Below are 18347 nucleotides of genomic sequence, written 5' to 3'. Positions count from 1 at the left end.
CCGATTCGCACCGCTGGGCGGATGGGAACCGGACCAGCCGTCGTTTAGTGGCATCCTCGGCATCCATGAGCAGCCTCACGCGGTCCGCGACCCCGCCCCCCTCCTCCGCCCGTCGCTACGCGCGACTGGCGAGGCTTGCCTACCGGCACGGCCGCTCGGACCTGCTGCAGGGGATGGAACTCGACGAGTTCAGCGTCGACGACGAGCCCCTGGCCGCGGGCGACGACGCCCGCGCGGAGTCGTTCGCCCGCGACCTGGAGGCCATGGGGCCGACGTACATCAAGCTCGGGCAGCTCCTTTCCACCCGGTTCGACCTGCTGCCCGCCGCCTACACCCAGGCGCTCGCCCGGCTCCAGGACGACGTGGCGCCCTTCGACTTCGACCAGGTGCGCGAGATCGTCGAGGGTGAGCTCGGCGGGACCCTGGAGGACCTCTACGGCAGCTTCGACCCGGAGCCGCTCGCGGCGGCCTCGCTCGGCCAGGTCCACACCGCGACCCTGCGTAACGGCCGCGAGGTCGTGGTCAAGGTGCAGCGCCCGGAGGCGCGCGAGGTGGTCCGCGGCGACATGGAGACCCTCACCAGCCTGGCCCACCTGGCCGACAAGCGCACCGAGCTGGGGCGGCGCTACGGCTTCGAGAAGCTGGTGACCGAGTTCCGCAAGACGCTGGCCGGCGAGCTCGACTACCGCCGGGAGGCGCGCAACCTGACCCGCTTCGGCGAGCTGACCTCGGGCTACGACCTGCTCGTGGTGCCGCAGCCGGTCCCGACCCACTGTGCGCGGCGGGTGCTCACCATGGACCACATCCACGGGCGCAAGGTCACCGAGCTGGGCCGGCTGGCCCAGGTCGAGCGCGACACCACCCCCGTGGTCGAGCAGCTCTTCTCCTGCTACCTGGAGCTGATGCTGTCGGAGGGCGTGCTGCACGCCGATCCGCACCCCGGCAACCTGCTGCTCACCGACGACGGCCGGCTGGCGCTGCTCGACCTCGGCATGGTCAGCACGATCTCCCCCCGGCTCCAGGAGAAGGTGGTCCGCCTGCTGCTCGCCATCACCGACGGTGACGGCGAGGAGGCGGCCACGGTGCTCGCCGAGCTGGGGCACCAGCTCTCCGACTACGACGCGGGCGCCTTCCGCAACGAGGTCGCCCACCTGGTCTCCGAGGCGGTCAACGCCGGCCCGCAGCTGCAGGCCGGCTCGGTGCTGGTGGAGCTGAGCCGGCTCTCCGGCGCGCACGGCCTCCGGCCGCCCGCGGAGATGTCGATGATCGGCAAGGCGCTGCTCAACCTCGACGCCTCCACCCTCCACCTCGACCCCGACTTCTCCCCGGCCGAGGCGCTGCGCGACAACGCCAGCAGCATCCTGACCAGCGGGATGAAGGTGAGTGCGGGCGGACTGATGGCCTCGGCGCTGGAGGCCAAGGAGTTCACCAAGCTGCTGCCCAAGCGGGCCAACCGGATCATGGACAACCTCGCCGACGGCGAGTTCGTGATCCGCGTCGACGCCATCGACGAGGAGCGGCTCCACACGGTGCTCCAGCGGGTCGCCAACCGGCTCACCCTGGGCCTGGTGATCGCCGCGATGCTGGTCGGCGCCTCGCTGATGATGCGGGTCGACGAGGGGCCGAGGATCTTCGGGGTGCCGGGGGTGGCGCTCACCTTCTTCACCCTGGCGGTGCTCTCCGGCGTCGCGCTGACAGTCTGGATCGTCTCCACCGACCGGAAGGTCGCGGCCCGGCCGCGGTCCCGCCCCGGCGACCGATGAGACCGGAAAAAGGAACCTGCTCCGGATGGAACAAACCCGGAGTGGTCCTGCGTTGTGCTCTGTGAGCGAAGTTGAGTTGAGTCGACTCAACTAATTTGCCAGACTGGCCGGGACCGGCGCAGGATGGCGCTCACTGGATTTCTCCCGGGAGACACCCGGGAGGTGACAACGGAGGTAACCCAACATGGCACGTGCTGTCGGCATCGACCTCGGTACGACGAACAGCGTCGTCGCCGTCCTGGAGGGTGGAGAGCCCACCGTCATCGCCAACGCGGAGGGTGCGCGCACGACCCCGTCGGTCGTGGCGTTCGCCAAGTCCGGTGAGGTGCTGGTCGGCGAGGTCGCCAAGCGCCAGGCCGTCACCAACGTCGACCGGACGATCCGGTCCGTCAAGCGTCACATGGGGACCGACTGGACCACCAAGATCGACGACAAGTCGTTCACCCCCCAGCAGATCAGCGCCTTCGTGCTGCAGAAGCTCAAGCGGGACGCCGAGGCCTACCTGGGCGAGCCGGTCACCGACGCGGTGATCACCGTCCCGGCCTACTTCTCCGACGCCCAGCGCCAGGCCACCAAGGAGGCGGGCGAGATCGCCGGCCTCAACGTCTCCCGGATCGTCAACGAGCCGACCGCGGCGGCGCTGGCCTACGGCCTCGACAAGGGCGACGACCAGACCATCCTCGTCTTCGACCTCGGTGGCGGCACGTTCGACGTCTCGCTGCTGGAGATCGGCGAGGGCGTGGTCGAGGTCAAGGCCACCTCCGGCGACAACCACCTCGGTGGTGACGACTGGGACAACCGCGTCGTGGAGTGGATGGTCGAGCGCTTCAAGAACAACAACGGCGTCGACCTGGCCGCCGACAAGATCGCCAAGCAGCGCCTCCAGGAGGCCGCCGAGAAGGCGAAGATCGAGCTGTCCAGCTCCAGCGAGACCACGATCCACCTGCCCTACATCACCCACGGCGAGTCCGGCCCGCTCCACTTCGAGGAGAAGCTGACCCGCGCCGAGTTCCAGCGGATGACCTCCGACCTGCTCGACCGGACGAAGAAGCCGTTCCAGTCGGTGCTCAAGGACGGCGGCGTCGCGATCAAGGACATCGACCACGTGGTCCTCGTCGGCGGCTCCACCCGGATGCCCGCCGTGGCCGAGGTCGTCAAGGACCTGCTCGGCGGCAAGGAGCCCAACAAGGGCGTCAACCCCGACGAGGTCGTGGCCCTGGGTGCCGCCCTGCAGGCCGGCGTCCTCAAGGGCGAGGTCAAGGACGTGCTGCTCCTCGACGTCACCCCGCTGAGCCTGGGCATCGAGACCAAGGGCGGCGTGATGACCACCCTGATCGAGCGCAACACCACCATCCCGACCAAGCGCTCGGAGATCTTCACCACCGCCGACGACAACCAGCCGTCGGTGGAGATCAAGGTCGCGCAGGGTGAGCGCCAGATGTGGGCGCAGAACCAGCCGCTCGGCAACTTCGAGCTCACCGGCCTGCCGCCGGCCCCGCGCGGCGTGCCGAAGATCGAGGTCACCTTCGACATCGACGCCAACGGCATCGTCCACGTCTCCGCGAAGGACCACGCGTCCGGCCGGGAGCAGTCGATGACCATCTCCGGTGGCTCGGCGCTGAGCAAGGACGAGATCGACCGGATGGTCAAGGAGGCCGAGCAGTACGCCGAGGAGGACGCCCAGCGGCGCGCCGCGGTGGACGCCCGCAACCAGGCCGACAGCCTCGTCTACACCACCGAGAAGTTCCTCACCGAGAACGACGAGAAGCTTCCCGCGGACGTCAAGACCGAGGTCCAGGGCGACCTGGACGCCCTCAAGGCCACCCTGGCCGACGAGTCGGCCAGCGCCGACACCATCCAGGCGGGGGTCACCAAGCTCGGTGAGTCCAGCCAGAAGATGGGTGCCGCGATGTACGCCGCCGCCGAGGCCGACCAGGCCGCGGCCGGAGGCAGCGACGGCTCCACCGGTGGGGCGGACGAGGACGTGGTCGACGCCGAGATCGTCGACGAGGCCACCGACGAGGGTGAGTCCAAGTGACCCAGTCCTCCGACCCGTCCGCCCAGCAGCAGGACCGTCCGGAGTCCGCCGGGACCGACGACTCCGTCGCCGGGGCCCCCTCCCAGGAGGGGGCCCCGGCCCCGGCCGGCTCCGAGGAGCCGGCCGTCGGCGACCTGGACGCGGCCAGCGCCGAGGCCGCCAAGGCGCAGGAGGACGTGGTCGCGCTGACCGCGGACCTGCAGCGGCTGCAGGCCGAGTTCCTCAACTACAAGCGCCGGGTCGAGCGGGACCGTCAGCTCGTCGCCGAGAACGCGGCCTACAAGGCGCTGGCGCCGGTGATCGAGGTGCTCGACGGCATCGACCGGGCGCGTGAGGCGGGCGAGGTCGAGGGCGGCTTCGCCATGGTCGCCGACCACCTCCAGCGCGCGGTGGGGCAGTCCGGGCTGGTCCGTTTCGGTGCGCCCGGGGAGCCCTTCGACCCCAACCTGCACGAGGCGTTGAGCCACCTCGGCGAGGACCCCGACGTCACCGAGACCTCGATCAAGGTCGTCGCCAAGTCGGGCTACCGGATGGGGGACCGGGTCGTCCGCGCCGCACTGGTCCTGGTCGTCGACCCCCCGGCCGCGGGGGCGCCGTCCGAGGACGCTGCCGGGGCCACCGACGAGGGCCCGGCCGAACCGGGCGCCTGACGGCGCCGCACCCCATCACTGATCACGAGGCAATGGAGCACGGGAGGAGGGTGAGCACGTGAGCAACGACGGCATGCGAGCCGACTGGGCGAGCAAGGACTTCTACAAGGTGCTGGGCGTCGACAAGGGCGCCGACCAGACCGCGATCAAGAAGGCCTATCGCAAGCTCGCCCGCGAGAACCACCCGGACTCCAACCCCGGTGACCAGAAGAAGCACGACACCTTCAAGTCCGTCGCCGAGGCCTACGACGTACTCGGGGACCCGGAGAAGCGCAAGAAGTACGACGAGATGCGCTCGCTCTACGGGTCCGGCGTGGGCTTCGGCGGCGGCGCCCCGGGCGGGGCCGGCGCCGGCGGGTTCGACCTCAACGACCTGTTCGGCGACCGGGTCCGGGGCGGCGCCGGAGGCGCGGGGGGCTTCGGCGACGTCTTCAGCGACCTCTTCGGCGGCGGCGGCGGGCGCGCCCGCCCGCAGAGCCGGGCCCGCAAGGGGCAGGACGTCGAGACGACCGCGACCATCGGCTTCACCGACGCCATCGAGGGCGTCACCATCTCGCTGCGGCTGACCTCCGACGCCGCCTGCCCCACCTGTCAGGGCACCGGCGGCAAGCCCGGCACCAAGCCGCACGTCTGCCCGGAGTGCGAGGGCTCGGGGTTCGTGGTCTCCTCGGTGGGCGGCGCCTTCTCGATGAACGAGCCGTGCCCGGCCTGCCACGGCCGCCAGCTGGTCTACGACGAGCCCTGCCCCACCTGCCACGGCTCAGGCCGCGGCACCTCGTCGCGCTCCATCCAGGCCAGGATCCCGGCCGGGGTCAAGGACGGCCAGCGGATCCGCCTGAAGGGCAAGGGTGCGCCGGGCGAGAACGGCGGCCCGGCCGGCGACCTCTTCGTCACCGTCAAGGTGGGCAAGCACCGGGTCTTCGGGCGCTCGGGCGACAACCTCACCCTCGAGGTCCCGGTCGCCTTCGACGAGGCCGTGCTGGGCGCGGAGATCAAGATCCCCACCCTCGGCGGCGCCCCGGTCACCCTGAAGATCCCGGCCGGCACGCCCAACGGCCGCACCTTCCGGGTGCGTGGCAAGGGAGTGACCCGGCGCGACGGCACCCGCGGTGACCTGCTGGCCACCGTGGAGGTGCAGGTGCCCGCCACCGTGGACACCGCGACGCGTGAGGCGGTCGAGGCCTACCGAGCCGCCACGGCGGGTCGGCCGCTGAGGACGAACCTCTTCGAAGGGGGCTGAGGATGAGGGACGGACTCGGATCGCCGTCGCCGGAGGCTGCCGTCTACGTCATCTCGGTGGCGGCCGAGCTCACCGGACTCCACCCCCAGACGCTCCGCACCTACGAGCGGATGGGGCTCATCACCCCGGGCCGGACGGGGGGCGGCGGTCGCCGCTACTCCCACCGCGACCTCGAGCTGCTCCGGCGCATCGCCGACCTCTCCCGCGCCGGCATCGGGCTGGAGGGGGTGCGCCGCATCCTCGACCTGGACAACGAGGTGCTGGCCCTGCGGGCGCGCAACGAGGCACTGGAGGACGAGCTCGCCGCGACCCGTGAGTCGCTGCGACGCGCCACCGGGGGTGGTCGGAGCCAGGACGGCTCCCTGGGTCGCGTCCCCGACCGGCTGCCGGTGCTGCGGCAGGCTCAGGCGCCGTCCGCCCTGGTGGTCTGGCGTCGCACCCCGCACTGACTTGCGGTCGTGTCGCCGGGTTCCCGTAGCCTCATGCCCGTGAGACGCCGATGAGCAAGATGGACAACCTGCGGGCGATGCGTGAGGCCCGTTACGAGCAGACGATGAAGCGGGCCGGGAGCGCGCCGGCCAAGCCGAAGGCGAAGCCCCCGGTGGCGCCCGCCGCCGCGAAGACGACGCGGCCGAAGCCCGCCGACGCTGCCCCGGCCGCGGAGGCCGCCGAGGAGCTCTGCGGCCACCGCAACATGGGCGGCAAGTCGTGCACCCGCGAGAAGGGCCACGCCGCCAAGAGTCACCGCTACTCCTGACGGTGCCGGTCAGCGCCAGTGCCCTGGCGCCCCGAAGCCCTCGGGCAGCGTCGTGTGCTGGTCCCCGCGCGCGGAGGCCACCTGCGGACGGGTCAGGAAGAGCGCGCCGGCGAGCCGGGCGCCGTGGACCTTCGCATCGCGCAGGTCGGCCCCCAGCAGGTCGGCGTCGGTGAGGTCGCAGTCGCGCAGGTCGGCGGCGATGAGCAGCGCGCCGTGCAGGTCGGCGCCGCGCAGGTCGCGGCCGCGCAGGTCCTGGCCGGCCAGGTCGGCGCGCGCGAGGCCGGGCCCCTCCTCGCGGGCGCGGACCCTCCTGGAGGCCGCGCGCAGCACCTGCGAGACCTCGGCCATCACCTCCTCGAGGTCGACGGCCAGCAGCTCCTCGGGGGTCCCTTCGGTGAGCGGGACGACCCGTGCCAGCATCGCCGCGACCTCGTCAGCGGCGGCGCGGCGCTCGGCCTCGAGCAGGTGGCTCGCCGCCTCGTGCAGCATCCGCATCACCGAGAGCACGGCGGCCATCTCGGCGCGGTCGGCCCCCGGGTCGCGCCACGTCCGCCCGGCGTACGTCACCTCGGTGAGGTGCTGTCCGGCCCCGAAGCAGTCGAAGACCGTGCAGCCGGGCCACCCCTCCTCGCGCAGGACGGCGTGGATCGAGCAGCGGTCGTCGGCCGCCAGGTGGTGACAGGGCGGCCCGCCGGGCTTGTCGACCCCGAAGCCGTCAGCGGCTCGGAAGGGGAGCAGGACACAGCAGAGCCCCGTGCACCGGCTGCAGTCGGCGACGAGCTCGAGAGGTCTCACCGACCGACGCGGACCCCGTGGTCACGGTGCTCGAAGTCGCGGCCCAGGGGGTAGGGGCGGATCGGGCGGACGGCCCCGGCCTCGTAGACCCGGAGCAGGTGCTCGGTGATGGTCTTGGCCGAGACGCCCTTGACGATGTAGCCCCAGGCGCCCTCCTTGAGGGCGGCCTCGGTCATGTAGGTGGCGCTGATGGCGGAGCAGACCACGACCCGGCTCAGCGGGGAGTCCTCGGCGATGAGGGGGATGATCTCCAGGCCGCCGATCTCGGGCATGTGCAGGTCGAGCAGGACGATGTCCGGCTTCTCCGCGGCGATCATCGCCATCGCGGACTCGGCGTCGCCCGCGTCGCCGGCCACCTCGAACCCGGAGGAGTCGAGGGCGATGCGCAGCACGAAGCGCACCTCCTCGTCGTCGTCGACGATCACCACCCGGATGGGTCCGCGGTCCTTCTCGGAGAGGAGAGACGGCTCAGGGCTCTCCACCACAGCCGGCGTCGGCTCCGCAGCCCGGCCGGCGTCGGAGTTGCCTCGAAACAGCTTCACCAATTCCTCCACGTGTCGTGCGTCAGCGGACCAATGGTGCCACGCGTCCACCCTCGGCGCAGGTTGAATCGCCAAAACGCAAAGTTGAGTGGAACAGACTCAACTTCTCCGGCGTTGAGAAGAATGTCGTCCACAGTCGTCACACGTTCCGCAAGGGAAGCAGGAGGTCACCCGTGAGCCAGTTCGGAGCCGACAAGTTCACCACCCGGAGCCGGGAGGCCATCGAGGCCGCCCAGCTCGCCGCCACCACCGGCGGCAACAGCCAGACCGAGCCGATCCACCTGCTGGTGGCGCTGCTCCGCCAGGATGACGGCATCGCGCGCAGCCTGCTGGCCAAGGCCGGTGTCGAGCCCGAGATCGCGCTGGCGCGCGCCGTGGAGGCCCAGGAGGCGCTGCCCCGGGCCACCGGCTCCACCGTGCAGCAGCCCGCCGCGTCGGCCGCGCTGACCCGGGTGTTGGCCTCCGCGATCGACCTGGCCGGCTCCCTCAAGGACGACTACGTCGCCACGGAGCACCTGCTGATCGGCCTGGTCACGGTGGAGTCCTCCGCGCAGAAGGTGCTCACCGACCTCGGCCTCAGCGCCGAGGGACTGCGCGAGGGGATCACCGCGGTCCGCGGGAACCGGCGGGTGACCAGCCAGGACGCGGAGTCGACCTACGAGGCGCTGGAGAAGTACTCCGTCGACCTCACCGCCGCGGCGGCCGAGGGCCGGCTCGACCCGGTCATCGGGCGCGACGCGGAGATCCGGCGCGTGGTGCAGGTGCTCAGCCGCCGCACCAAGAACAACCCGGTGCTGATCGGCGAGCCCGGCGTCGGCAAGACGGCCGTGGTGGAGGGCCTGGCCCAGCGGGTCGTCGACGGCGACGTCCCCGACTCGCTCAAGGGCAGGCGGGTGCTCAGCCTCGACCTGGCGGCGATGGTGGCGGGCGCGAAGTACCGCGGCGAGTTCGAGGAGCGGCTCAAGGCCGTCCTGGAGGAGATCAAGGACGCCGGCGGGCAGATCATCACCTTCATCGACGAGCTGCACACGGTCGTCGGCGCGGGCGCCGGCGGCGACTCCTCGATGGACGCCGGCAACATGCTCAAGCCGATGCTGGCCCGCGGCGAGCTGCACATGATCGGTGCGACCACGCTCGACGAGTACCGGGAGCGGATCGAGAAGGACCCCGCCCTGGAGCGCCGCTTCCAGCAGGTCTTCGTCGGCGAGCCCAGCGTCGAGGACACCATCCAGATCCTGCGCGGCATCCAGGAGAAGTACGAGGCCCACCACGGGGTCCGGATCACCGACGCGGCGCTGGTCGCGGCGGCCACCCTCAGCGACCGCTACATCCCCGGCCGCCAGCTGCCGGACAAGGCGATCGACCTGGTCGACGAGGCCGCCTCCCGGCTGCGGATGGAGATCGAGTCCTCGCCGGAGGAGATCGACCAGCTGCGCCGCCGCGTCGAGCGGCTGAAGATGGAGGAGTTCGCCCTCGCCCGGGAGACCGACGAGGCCTCCGCCGAGCGGCTCGCCGCGCTGCGCACCGAGCTGGCCGACGACCAGGAGGAGCTGCGCGCCCTCGAGGCCCGCTGGGAGCGGGAGAAGTCGTCGCTGGAGGGTGAGGGCGAGCTGCGGCGCCGGCTCGACGCCGTCCGCGTGCAGGCGGAGAAGCTGCAGCGCGAGGGCGGCGAGGAGAACCTGCGCAAGGCCTCGGAGATCCTCTACGTCCAGATCCCCCAGCTCGAGCAGGCCCTGGCCGCCTCCGCCGACGCCGAGGGCTCCACCCTCGAGCCGCTGGTCGGCGACCAGGTCGGCGCCGAGCAGGTGGCCGAGGTGGTGGAGGCCTGGACCGGCATCCCGACCGGCCGGATGCTCCAGGGCGAGACCGCCAAGCTGCTGGAGATGGAGGCCGAGATCGGCAAGCGGCTCGTCGGACAGCGCGAGGCCGTGCGCGCGGTGAGCGACGCCGTGCGCCGCTCGCGGGCCGGGATCGCCGACCCCAACCGGCCGACCGGCTCGTTCCTCTTCCTCGGCCCGACCGGCACCGGCAAGACCGAGCTGGCCAAGAGCCTGGCCGACTTCCTCTTCGACGACGAGCGGGCCATCGTCCGCATCGACATGAGCGAGTACTCCGAGAAGCACTCGGTCTCGCGTCTGGTGGGCGCCCCTCCCGGCTACGTCGGCTACGACGAGGGCGGCCAGCTCACCGAGGCCGTGCGCCGGCGCCCCTACAGCGTGGTGCTGCTCGACGAGGTGGAGAAGGCGCACCCGGAGGTCTTCGACATCCTGCTCCAGGTGCTCGACGACGGTCGGCTCACCGACGGCCAGGGGCGCACCGTGGACTTCCGCAACACCCTGCTGATCCTGACCTCCAACCTGGGCTCCAACTTCCTGGTCGACCCGACGATGGACCGCGACGCCAAGCGGGACTCGGTGCTGGCGGTCGTGCGCTCCTCGTTCAAGCCCGAGTTCCTCAACCGGCTCGACGAGATCGTGATCTTCGAGGCGCTGACCCGCGAGGAGCTCGCGCACATCGTCGACCTGCAGCTGACGCTGCTCGAGCAGCGGCTGGCCGCCCGGCGCATCACCATCGAGGTGAGCGAGGCCGCCCGCGAGTGGCTGGCGGAGGTCGGCTTCGACCCGGCGTACGGCGCCCGGCCGCTGCGCCGGCTGATCCAGACCTCGATCGGCGACCCGCTGGCCCGGATGCTGATCGCCGGCCAGGTCACCGACGGGGACGTCGTCAAGGTGGACGTCGGCGCCGACGGGCTGGTGCTGCACCGCTGAGCGGGACCGGCCGGGGGCGGGCGGCGACCGCCGGGGATCGGGTTGGGTGCGACATGGTGCAATGGGCCGCGTGAGCTCCCCAACCCACCCGCGCCCGCCCCAGGTCACCCTCGCCGGCTGGATGATCATCGTCGGCTCCGTGCTGGTGGTGGGGAGCGTCTTCGAGGTCATCGGGGGGCTGCGCTCGCTGGAGACCCGGGAGGCGATCGACTCCTTCCTGGCCGATCCTCCCGGCGACACCCTGGGCTGGACGCCGGAGACGGTGATGGAGTTCCTCCGCATCGCCGCCATGGTGACGGCCGGCTGTGCGACCGCCGCCGCCGTGCTCGGCTGGCACGCGCTGCGCCGCCACCGGGGAGCCCGGGTCGGTCTCACCGTGCTGGCGGGCCCGCTCTTCGTGGCCGGGGTGGTGACGGGCGGCTTCATGTCCTCCCTGGTGGCGGCCGCGTCGCTGATGCTCTGGCTGCAGCCGGCCCGGGACTGGTTCAACGGCAAGGAGTGGACCCCGCCCGGCCGTGACCGGGAGTCGGTCCGGGAGAAGACGGGCCCGGCCGGCCTCGACCCCTCGGCCCCGCCGCCGTACGCCCCGCCCAGTCTGCCGAGCCCGCCGGCGGGTGCTCAGGTCCCGGCCGGCGAGGTCGGGGAGACCGAGGGGCGTCCGGTGCAGGGCTTCGGGGACCGTCCCGGCTGGCTGCCCGAGCAGGCGCCGGGCGATCCCGGCCGGCCCGCGGCCCGCGGCAAGCGCCCCGACGTGGTGCTGGCCGCCGCCCTGCTCACCTGGATCTTCGCCGGGCTCACGCTGCTGGTCACGACGCTGGGCGTGCTGGTGCTGGCCGCCTCCCCCGAGCAGCTGATGGAGGAGGTGGAGCGGCAGCAGCCCGAGCTCGCCGAGCAGGGGGTCACCGAGTCGGTGCTGCTCGCCAGCACCTACACCCTCGGCGGTCTCGTGGTGCTCTGGTCGCTGGCGGCCGTGGTCGCCGCGGTCCTGCTGGTGCGGGGGGTGCCCTGGTCCGGCACGCTCCTGCTGGTGCTCTCGGTCGGTGCCGCGCTCGGCTGCTTCGTCGCCGCGGTCTCCAGCCCGGTGATGGCGCTGCCCGCGTGTGCGGCCGTGCTGGTCATCGTGCTGCTGCGGCGCACCGACGTCCGGACCTGGCTCGCAGGTCCGCGGCCCCCGCAGTAGCCTCCTCCCTGCTGTCTCATCGAGGGGGAACACCATGGGGGGACCGACGTTGCGCCGGCCCGCACGACGGCGGGTCGCTGCCGCTGCGCTGCTGCTCGCGGCCGGCACCGCCGCCTGCACCGCCGACGACACCGGCGGCGACACCGGTGGCGACACCGGCGGCCGGGAGGGGTCCGACGCCGCGACCGCGTCGCCGACCGCCGTGGCGGACCACACCGGGATGGTCGCCGAACCCCTGGAGGCCGAGCGGCTCCAGCCGGTCGGCGCGCTCCGGGTGCCCCGCAACCCCGAGTTCGGCGACAAGCCGAAGCTGGCGTTCGCCGGTGACCTGGTCGTGCTGCCGGACCCGGCGCAGGCCGTGACGGCGGTCGACCTCACCGACGCGAGCGTCGTGTGGAAGGCCAAGCGCTACCGGGCCGACGACGGGACCGGGCACCTGGTCTGCGACGTCGTCCACCCCGCTCCCGACGCCGAGGTGGTGGTGGTCAACCACGGGCCGACGGTCGGGTGCGGGTACTTCACGGTGCACGCGCTCTCGGACGGCTCCGTCGTCGAGGAGTACGTGTCGCCGAGCACGTTCGGGCTGGAGGACAACTCCGAGCTCGTCCGGGTCGACGGGGTCGCCCACTGGTTCGACGAGACGACGGCGCTGCACCGGATCGACCCCGACGGCGGCTCCACGCTGTTGGCGCAGGCCACCGAGCTCGTCGAGATCCCCAAGCCCAGCCTCCGGGGCTTCTTCGCGCCGGCCGGCTCGGACGTCCTGGTGGCGCTCTTCGCCGCCGGCGACTACGGCCTCAGCGACCGGGAGCGCCGGGAGCTCCAGCAGTTCGTGGGGTTCCGGGTGGAGGGTGACGAGGTCGAGGTGCTGTGGCGGCGTCCGGTCCTCGAGCTCACCGCCGGCGACGAGGCCGGGGCCGGCCGGGGCGGCGAGCTGCTGACCCTGCCGGAGGACCGCAGGCTCCTCGTGGACCAGCTCAAGGGCCGCAAGGAGAAGACCGTCCGCTTCCGCCTCCTGGACCCGGAGACCGGCGACCTCACCGGTCCCGGGCTGGTGGCGGCCGCCTCGCAGGCGGAGCGACCCGGCTTCGCCGCCGGCGTGGAGAGCCTGCACCTGGGCGACTCCCGGGTCGTCAGTCCCCTCTGGAGCGACGCGACCGAGCCGTCCGTGGGGTCCTTCGACCTCGCCACGGGTGAGCGGGAGTGGACCTGGTCGGTCCCCGGGAGCGCGAAGGCGCTCAAGGGCGTCGTGCGGGTCGCCGCGACCACGCCCGACGCCGACCGGGTGTACGTGGTCAGCGAGGTGGACTACGACAAGCGCCTCTGGGAGCTCGACGCGGCGACGGGGGAGGAGCTGCGGAGCTGGGACCTGCCCACCACGGGGGCGGCCCGCTACGACCTGGACGCCGCCCACGTCTACCTGCACGACCAGAGCGTGCTCGTCCACGCCCTGACCTCGAGCCCGGGGGACAAGGTCTTCGCCCAGCTCTACCGCTGACCCCGGGACGCCGACGGTCCGGTCTGCTGCCGGTCGCGGACGTGCAGGTCGGCCGCGGCCAGGCGGCGTACCCCCTCGCTGATGACCTCGGGCTGCTTGCAGAAGGCCCAGCGCACCAGGTGGCGCCCCGCCTCGACGTCGTCGTAGAAGGGCTGGAGGGGGATCGCGACCACGCCCGCCACCTCGGGGAGCGCCTCGCAGAAGCTCATCGAGTCAGGCCAGCCGAGCGCGCGGATGTCGGTGAGGGCGAAGTAGGTGCCCTCGGGGGTGAACGGCGCCAGCCCGGCCGCCGCGAGCCCCTCGACCAGCAGGTCACGGCGCCGCTCCAGCGACCTCGCCAGCTCGGCGGGCCAGCCCGACTCGGTGTCCAGCGCGTGGGCGACCGCCGGTTGCAGCGGGGCGCCGGAGGTGAAGGTGAGCCACTGCTTCGCCCCCACCAGGGCGCCGACCAGGTCGGCGGGGCCGGTCGCCCAGCCCACCTTCCAGCCGGTGAACGACCAGCTCTTCCCTACGCTGGAGAGCGTCAGCGTCCGCTCCCACATCCCGGGCAGCGTGGCCAGCGGGACGTGCTCGTGGCCGGTGAAGACCAGGTGCTCGTAGACCTCGTCGGTGACCACCACGAGGTCGTGCTCGACCGCGACCCTGGCCACCTCCTCCAGCTCCGCGCGGGTGAGCACGGTGCCGGTCGGGTTGTGCGGGGTGTTGAGCAGCAGCACCCGGGTGCGCGGCGTGACCGCCGCCCGCAGCGCCTCGGCGTCGAGCCGGAAGTCGGGGGCGCGCAGGGTGACCGGCCGGCGCACCCCGCCGGCCATCTGGATCATCGCCAGGTAGGAGTCGTAGTACGGCTCCAGGACCGCCACCTCGTCGCCGGGGTCGACCAGCCCGAGCAGCGCCGCGGCGATCCCCTCGGTCGCGCCGGTGGTGACCGCCACCTCGCCCTCGGGGTCGGGGCTCAGCCCGTAGTGCCGCTCCTGGTGCCGGGCGATCGCGGCCCGCAGCTCGGGGACGCCCGGCCCGGGCGCGTACTGGTTGCGGCCCTCGGCGAGCGCCCGGCGGGCGGCCTCCACCACCGAGGCGGGGCCGTCCTCGTCGGGGAACCCCTGCCCCAGGTTGAGTGCTCCGGTGCGGGTCGCCAGGGCCGACATCCGGGTGAAGATGGTCGGGGGGATCCCGTCGAGTCGCTTGGCGTGCGGACGCATGCCCGCGAGCGTAGCCCGGCGGGCAGTGCGAGGATCTCGCCATGAGCGACGCGATCCACGATCCCGGCCTGGCTGCCGACATCGACGCCACCTGCCGCCTCACCGGCGAGTTCACCCTGCGGTCCGGTCAGCAGGCGACCGAGTACTTCGACAAGTACCTCTTCGAGGCCCGTCCCGAGCTGCTGGCCCGGGTGGTCGAGCAGATGGTGGGCCTGCTGCCGGAGGGGACCGAGCTGCTCGGGGGTCTCGAGCTCGGCGGCGTGCCCATCGCCACGATGCTCAGCGCCCGGACCGGGCTGCCGGCGCTCTTCGTGCGCAAGAAGGCGAAGGAGTACGGCACCTGCAAGCTCGCCGAGGGCCCGGAGGTGGCGGGGCGGCGGGTCACCCTGATCGAGGACGTCATCACCACCGGGGGCGCGGTCCGCGACGCGACGCGTGAGCTGCGCGCCGCCGGGGCGGTGGTGGAGGTCGTGGTCTGCGCCATCGACCGGAGCCCCGCGGGGGAGAACCCGCTGGCCGACGTCGGCCTCGAGGTGCGGCCGGTGCTCACCAAGGCGCAGCTCGACGCGGTCACGCGCTGACCGCTCCCGCGGAGCGGCTAGACAGTCTCACTAACTAGTGACACTATCTAGTCATGCCTGTTCACGCCTGGCCCAGTGACTGGGTGCGAGCCACCCTCGCGCTCTGCGTGCTGCGGGTGCTCGCCGACGGCCCGACCTACGGGTACGCCGTCGCCGGGGCGCTGGAGGAGGCGGGCTTCGGCGCGGTCAAGGGAGGGACGCTCTACCCGCTCCTCGGCCGCCTCGAGACCGCCGGCTGGGTCAGTGTCGAGTGGCGCGCAGGCGAGGGTGGCCCGGGGCGGAAGTACTTCGCCCTGACCGCCGCCGGCGCCGCCGAGCTCGACCGCCAGAGCCAGGAGTGGGCCGACTTCACCCGCATGGTGGGCGACCACCTGCGCCGACCGGGAGGGACCAGATGACCACCGAGCTGCAGCAGGAGAACCAGCGCTGGCTCGACGAGCTCGTCCTCGAGCTGAGGCTCCTCGGCGTCGACGGCCACCGGATCGGCGACGCCGTGGCGAGCGCCCGGGAGTTCCTCGCCGACGCGCAGGTGCCGGCGGCGGAGGCGTTCGGGGCCCCGCGTGAGTACGCCGTGGCGCTCGGGCTGAGCGCCACGGCGGCGCAGCAGGAGGGCATGCGCCGCACCGTGCGGTACGCCGCCCTCGACCTGCTGGGCTTCCTGGCCTTCGCCTTCACCGGTGGCGAGGCCTGGCGCGGGGAGCGGTTCGACCTCGACACGGGAACGACGGTGCTCGTCGGCCTCGTGCTGGTCCTGGTGCTGCTGACCCCACGGCTCATCTCCCCGGTGCTGCGGGCCGCGCCGTGGAAGATCGTCGCAGGCGCGTGCGCGCTGTTCGGTCTGCAGGTCGCCCTGCTGATGGCCCTCGCGGACGTCGTGCTGCTCTCCCTGCCGGCCCGGCCGATCGCCGCGGTGGGGCTGCTGGTCCTGGTGGCGTCGTTGGTCCATGCCTGGGCCGAGCGCGACCACCTGGACGACCCCGTCGTGGACCCGCTGGGCGGACCCGTCGACGGGCGCGCCCGGCGGCTCGCCCGGATCGGCGCGGTGCTGCCGCAGCTGGTCAGCTTCGTGGCCGCCTGGGCCTTCGTGCTGATGGACGTGCTGACCGGGGGGTGAGCCCGGAGCGGGCGACGGTCAGTCGACGTCCTGGCCGATGATGTCGCGGTCCGGGCCGCCGTCCTGCGGGCCGATCTCGGCGCCGGGGGCGTTGGTCCGCTTGTGGCGCCACCACTCCCAGGCGATCGGGATCACCGAGAAGGCGATGATCGCGATGATCGCCTTGTCGATGTTGTCTCCGAGGGCCGGGAAGGCGGTGCCGAGGAAGTAGCCCAGCAGGGTGATGCTGAGGACCCAGAGGACCGCGCCGATGGCGCTCCAGGTGAAGAAGCGCCGGCGGCTCATCTTGGTGACGCCGGCGACCACGGTGATGTAGGTGCGCACGAACGGCACGAACCGGCCGATCACCAGCGCCTTGTTGCCGTGCTTGTCGAAGAAGACCTGGGTCTGGTCGAAGTACTTGCGCTTGAGGATCTTGCCGTCCGGCCGGTTGTAGAGGGGTGTCCCGATCGCCCGCCCGATCTCGTAGCCGGCGACGTTGCCCAGGAAGGCCGCGGCGGTGAAGAGGCCCAGTGCCACCAGCAGCTCGACGAAGGAGCCGCCGGGGAAGATGTCGATCTTCTCGCCGGCGATGAAGAGCCCCATCGCGAAGAGCAGGCTGTCACCGGGCAGGAACGGGAAGAAGAGCCCGCACTCGATGAAGATGATCGCGAGGCTGAGCCAGAAGAGCTCCTCGCCGAAGCGGTCCAGCAGCCAGTCGGGATCCATCCAGTCCATGCCCAGGAGGAGGGGCTGGAGGAGCAGCTGCAGGTCCAGGAGCAAGGTCACGCGCGCCACCCTAACGGGGCCCACCTACTCTTCCCGCATGCGCGACGAGGAGCAGACGGAGCCCCAGGAGGCCGACTCACGCGCGCCCTACGACCCGATGCCGCACGGCCGTGCCGAGGTCGGCGTCGGCCCCTGGGAGGGGGAGTGGCCCACGGGTGCGCAGTACGACCCCGAGCTCCTGGCCGCCGGGGACCGGCGCAACGTGGTGGACCGCTACCGCTACTGGACCGTGGAGGCGATCGTCGCCGACCTCGACACCCGTCGCCACGACTTCCACGTGGCGATCGAGAACTGGCAGCACGACTTCAACATCGGCACCATCGTGCGGAGCGCCAACGCCTTCCTGGCCGCCGAGGTGCACATCGTGGGGCGCAGGCGGTGGAACCGGCGCGGCGCCATGGTCACCGACCGCTACCAGCACGTGCGCCACCACGAGGACGCCGACGCCCTGGCGGCGTACCTGCACGGGCTCGACGAGCCGGTGCGGCTGATGGGGATCGACAACCTGCCCGGCTCGGCGCACCTGGAGACGATGGAGCTGCCGCGGCGGGTCTGCTTCCTCTTCGGCCAGGAGGGCCCGGGGCTCTCCGACGGCGCGCGGGCGGCCTGCGACGGCACCTTCTCCATCGCCCAGTTCGGCTCCACCCGGTCGATCAACGCCAGCGCGGCCGCCGCCATCGCGATGCACAGCTGGATCCGGCAGTACGCCGACCTGTCCGACGAGGGTGCCTGGCGCGGGTGACGGGTGACGGCTGTCGGTCCCGGGCCCTAGCGTGGGCCCATGATCGGGACACCGGGCGGTACGCCTGAGAAGCCGGCCCTCTTCTTCTCCGGGCCGGAGGAGTTCCGCGCCTGGCTCGAGGCCCACCACGACACCGCGGACGAGCTGTGGATGGGGCTGCGGAAGAAGCACGTCCCGGACCGCGGGCTGACGTGGGCGGCCGCTGTGCCCGAGGCGCTCTGCTTCGGCTGGATCGACTCGGTCTCCCAGCCCGTCGACGACGACGCACGGCGCCAGCGCTGGACTCCGCGCCGTCCGGGCAGCAACTGGAGCAAGGTCAACGTGGAGCACGTCGAGCGGCTGGTCGCCGAGGGCCGGATGCACCCCGCCGGGCTGGCCGCCTTCGAGGCCAGGCGCGAGGACCGCACCGGCGTCTACTCCTTCGAGGGTGGCCGCGACGACGAGCTGCCGACCGAGCTCCAGGCGGAGCTCGAGGTGGCGCCGGCCGCGGCGGCGTTCTGGGCGGGGGCGACGCCGTCGTACCGGCGCGCGGTCGTGCACTGGGTCGTCTCGGCCAAGAAGGACGCGACCCGGGCCAAGCGGATGGCCGAGCTGGTCGACTGCTGCTCCCGGGGCGTCCTGGTCGGCTTCCAGCGGTACGGCGACGAGCCGGCGTGGGCGCGCAAGCTGCGCGGCGAGCTCGGGCTGGGCGAGGGGGCCGCGGGCTGAGCCT

General features: G+C 72.4%; 18 protein-coding genes. 14 read left to right on the top strand and 4 right to left on the bottom strand.

Annotated features, from left to right (window positions below):
• Positions 1-65 precede the first annotated feature (65 nt).
• From AC3X7R_RS03800 to AC3X7R_RS03775, 6 genes are all read left to right on the top strand, one after another.
• The gene (locus AC3X7R_RS03800) at positions 66-1763 is read left to right on the top strand and encodes an ABC1 kinase family protein (RefSeq protein WP_489964228.1); all 1698 of its coding nucleotides are present in this window, start codon (positions 66-68) and stop codon (positions 1761-1763) included.
• A 184-nt stretch (positions 1764-1947) separates the two neighbouring features.
• Positions 1948-3801: a molecular chaperone DnaK gene (dnaK, locus tag AC3X7R_RS03795; RefSeq protein WP_489964227.1), complete on the top strand. Its 1854-nt coding sequence runs from the start codon at positions 1948-1950 to the stop codon at positions 3799-3801.
• Positions 3798-4451: a nucleotide exchange factor GrpE gene (gene grpE / locus AC3X7R_RS03790; protein WP_489964226.1), complete on the top strand. Its 654-nt coding sequence runs from the start codon at positions 3798-3800 to the stop codon at positions 4449-4451. Before dnaK ends, grpE begins: the two co-directional genes overlap by 4 nt.
• Before the next feature lie 73 nt (positions 4452-4524).
• The gene (gene dnaJ / locus AC3X7R_RS03785) at positions 4525-5691 is read left to right on the top strand and encodes a molecular chaperone DnaJ (RefSeq protein ID WP_489964307.1); all 1167 of its coding nucleotides are present in this window, start codon (positions 4525-4527) and stop codon (positions 5689-5691) included.
• A 2-nt stretch (positions 5692-5693) separates the two neighbouring features.
• Positions 5694-6140: a heat shock protein transcriptional repressor HspR gene (locus AC3X7R_RS03780; protein ID WP_489964225.1), complete on the top strand. Its 447-nt coding sequence runs from the start codon at positions 5694-5696 to the stop codon at positions 6138-6140.
• A gap of 50 nt (positions 6141-6190) precedes the next feature.
• On the top strand, positions 6191-6448 hold the full coding sequence (locus AC3X7R_RS03775; protein ID WP_489964224.1) for a hypothetical protein: 258 nt from the start codon (positions 6191-6193) through the stop codon (positions 6446-6448).
• 9 nt (positions 6449-6457) lie between these two features.
• On the opposite strand, the gene AC3X7R_RS03770 is transcribed toward AC3X7R_RS03775, so the two are convergent.
• Positions 6458-7243, bottom strand: a complete 786-nt coding sequence (locus AC3X7R_RS03770; RefSeq protein WP_489964223.1) for a pentapeptide repeat-containing protein — start codon at positions 7241-7243, stop codon at positions 6458-6460.
• Positions 7240-7785 carry a response regulator gene (locus AC3X7R_RS03765; protein ID WP_489964222.1) on the bottom strand — a complete coding sequence of 182 codons (546 nt, stop codon included), beginning with the start codon at positions 7783-7785 and terminating at the stop codon, positions 7240-7242. The genes AC3X7R_RS03770 and AC3X7R_RS03765 overlap by 4 nt, the downstream gene beginning before the upstream one ends.
• Before the next feature lie 173 nt (positions 7786-7958).
• Here AC3X7R_RS03765 and clpB point away from each other — a divergent pair, with 173 nt between their 5' ends.
• The 3 genes from clpB (at position 7959) to AC3X7R_RS03750 (ending at position 13231) form a co-directional block, all read left to right on the top strand.
• The gene (gene clpB, locus AC3X7R_RS03760) at positions 7959-10553 is read left to right on the top strand and encodes an ATP-dependent chaperone ClpB (RefSeq protein WP_489964221.1); all 2595 of its coding nucleotides are present in this window, start codon (positions 7959-7961) and stop codon (positions 10551-10553) included.
• Between the two features lie 70 nt (positions 10554-10623).
• Complete coding sequence (locus AC3X7R_RS03755) at positions 10624-11733, top strand: hypothetical protein (protein ID WP_489964220.1); 1110 nt, start codon at positions 10624-10626, stop codon at positions 11731-11733.
• A gap of 34 nt (positions 11734-11767) precedes the next feature.
• Positions 11768-13231, top strand: a complete 1464-nt coding sequence (locus AC3X7R_RS03750) for an outer membrane protein assembly factor BamB family protein (RefSeq protein WP_489964219.1) — start codon at positions 11768-11770, stop codon at positions 13229-13231.
• Here AC3X7R_RS03750 and AC3X7R_RS03745 read toward each other — a convergent pair.
• Complete coding sequence (locus AC3X7R_RS03745; RefSeq protein ID WP_489964218.1) at positions 13222-14430, bottom strand: pyridoxal phosphate-dependent aminotransferase; 1209 nt, start codon at positions 14428-14430, stop codon at positions 13222-13224. The genes AC3X7R_RS03750 and AC3X7R_RS03745 overlap by 10 nt on opposite strands.
• 41 nt (positions 14431-14471) lie before the next feature.
• Here AC3X7R_RS03745 and pyrE point away from each other — a divergent pair, with 41 nt between their 5' ends.
• From pyrE to AC3X7R_RS03730, 3 genes are read left to right on the top strand one after another with little or no spacing between them, the layout of a single operon-like run.
• Positions 14472-15011 carry an orotate phosphoribosyltransferase gene (gene pyrE / locus AC3X7R_RS03740; protein ID WP_489964217.1) on the top strand — a complete coding sequence of 180 codons (540 nt, stop codon included), beginning with the start codon at positions 14472-14474 and terminating at the stop codon, positions 15009-15011.
• Between the two features lie 53 nt (positions 15012-15064).
• Positions 15065-15409, top strand: a complete 345-nt coding sequence (locus AC3X7R_RS03735) for a PadR family transcriptional regulator (protein WP_489964216.1) — start codon at positions 15065-15067, stop codon at positions 15407-15409.
• Positions 15406-16125, top strand: a complete 720-nt coding sequence (locus AC3X7R_RS03730) for a hypothetical protein (protein WP_489964215.1) — start codon at positions 15406-15408, stop codon at positions 16123-16125. The genes AC3X7R_RS03735 and AC3X7R_RS03730 overlap by 4 nt, the downstream gene beginning before the upstream one ends.
• 18 nt (positions 16126-16143) lie before the next feature.
• Here AC3X7R_RS03730 and AC3X7R_RS03725 read toward each other — a convergent pair whose 3' ends face one another.
• The gene (locus AC3X7R_RS03725) at positions 16144-16893 is read right to left on the bottom strand and encodes a DedA family protein (protein ID WP_489964214.1); all 750 of its coding nucleotides are present in this window, start codon (positions 16891-16893) and stop codon (positions 16144-16146) included.
• Between the two features lie 97 nt (positions 16894-16990).
• Between AC3X7R_RS03725 and AC3X7R_RS03720 the strand changes: the two genes are divergently transcribed.
• Both AC3X7R_RS03720 and AC3X7R_RS03715 read left to right on the top strand, forming a co-directional pair.
• Positions 16991-17635, top strand: a complete 645-nt coding sequence (locus AC3X7R_RS03720; RefSeq protein WP_489964306.1) for a TrmH family RNA methyltransferase — start codon at positions 16991-16993, stop codon at positions 17633-17635.
• A gap of 39 nt (positions 17636-17674) precedes the next feature.
• The gene (locus AC3X7R_RS03715; RefSeq protein ID WP_489964213.1) at positions 17675-18343 is read left to right on the top strand and encodes a YdeI/OmpD-associated family protein; all 669 of its coding nucleotides are present in this window, start codon (positions 17675-17677) and stop codon (positions 18341-18343) included.
• Positions 18344-18347 lie beyond the last annotated feature (4 nt).

It is taken from the genome of Nocardioides sp. Z22_16, from assembly GCF_058134365.1.
Note: the sequence above shows the minus strand (reverse complement) of the source record. Positions and strands in the feature narration are given on the sequence as shown.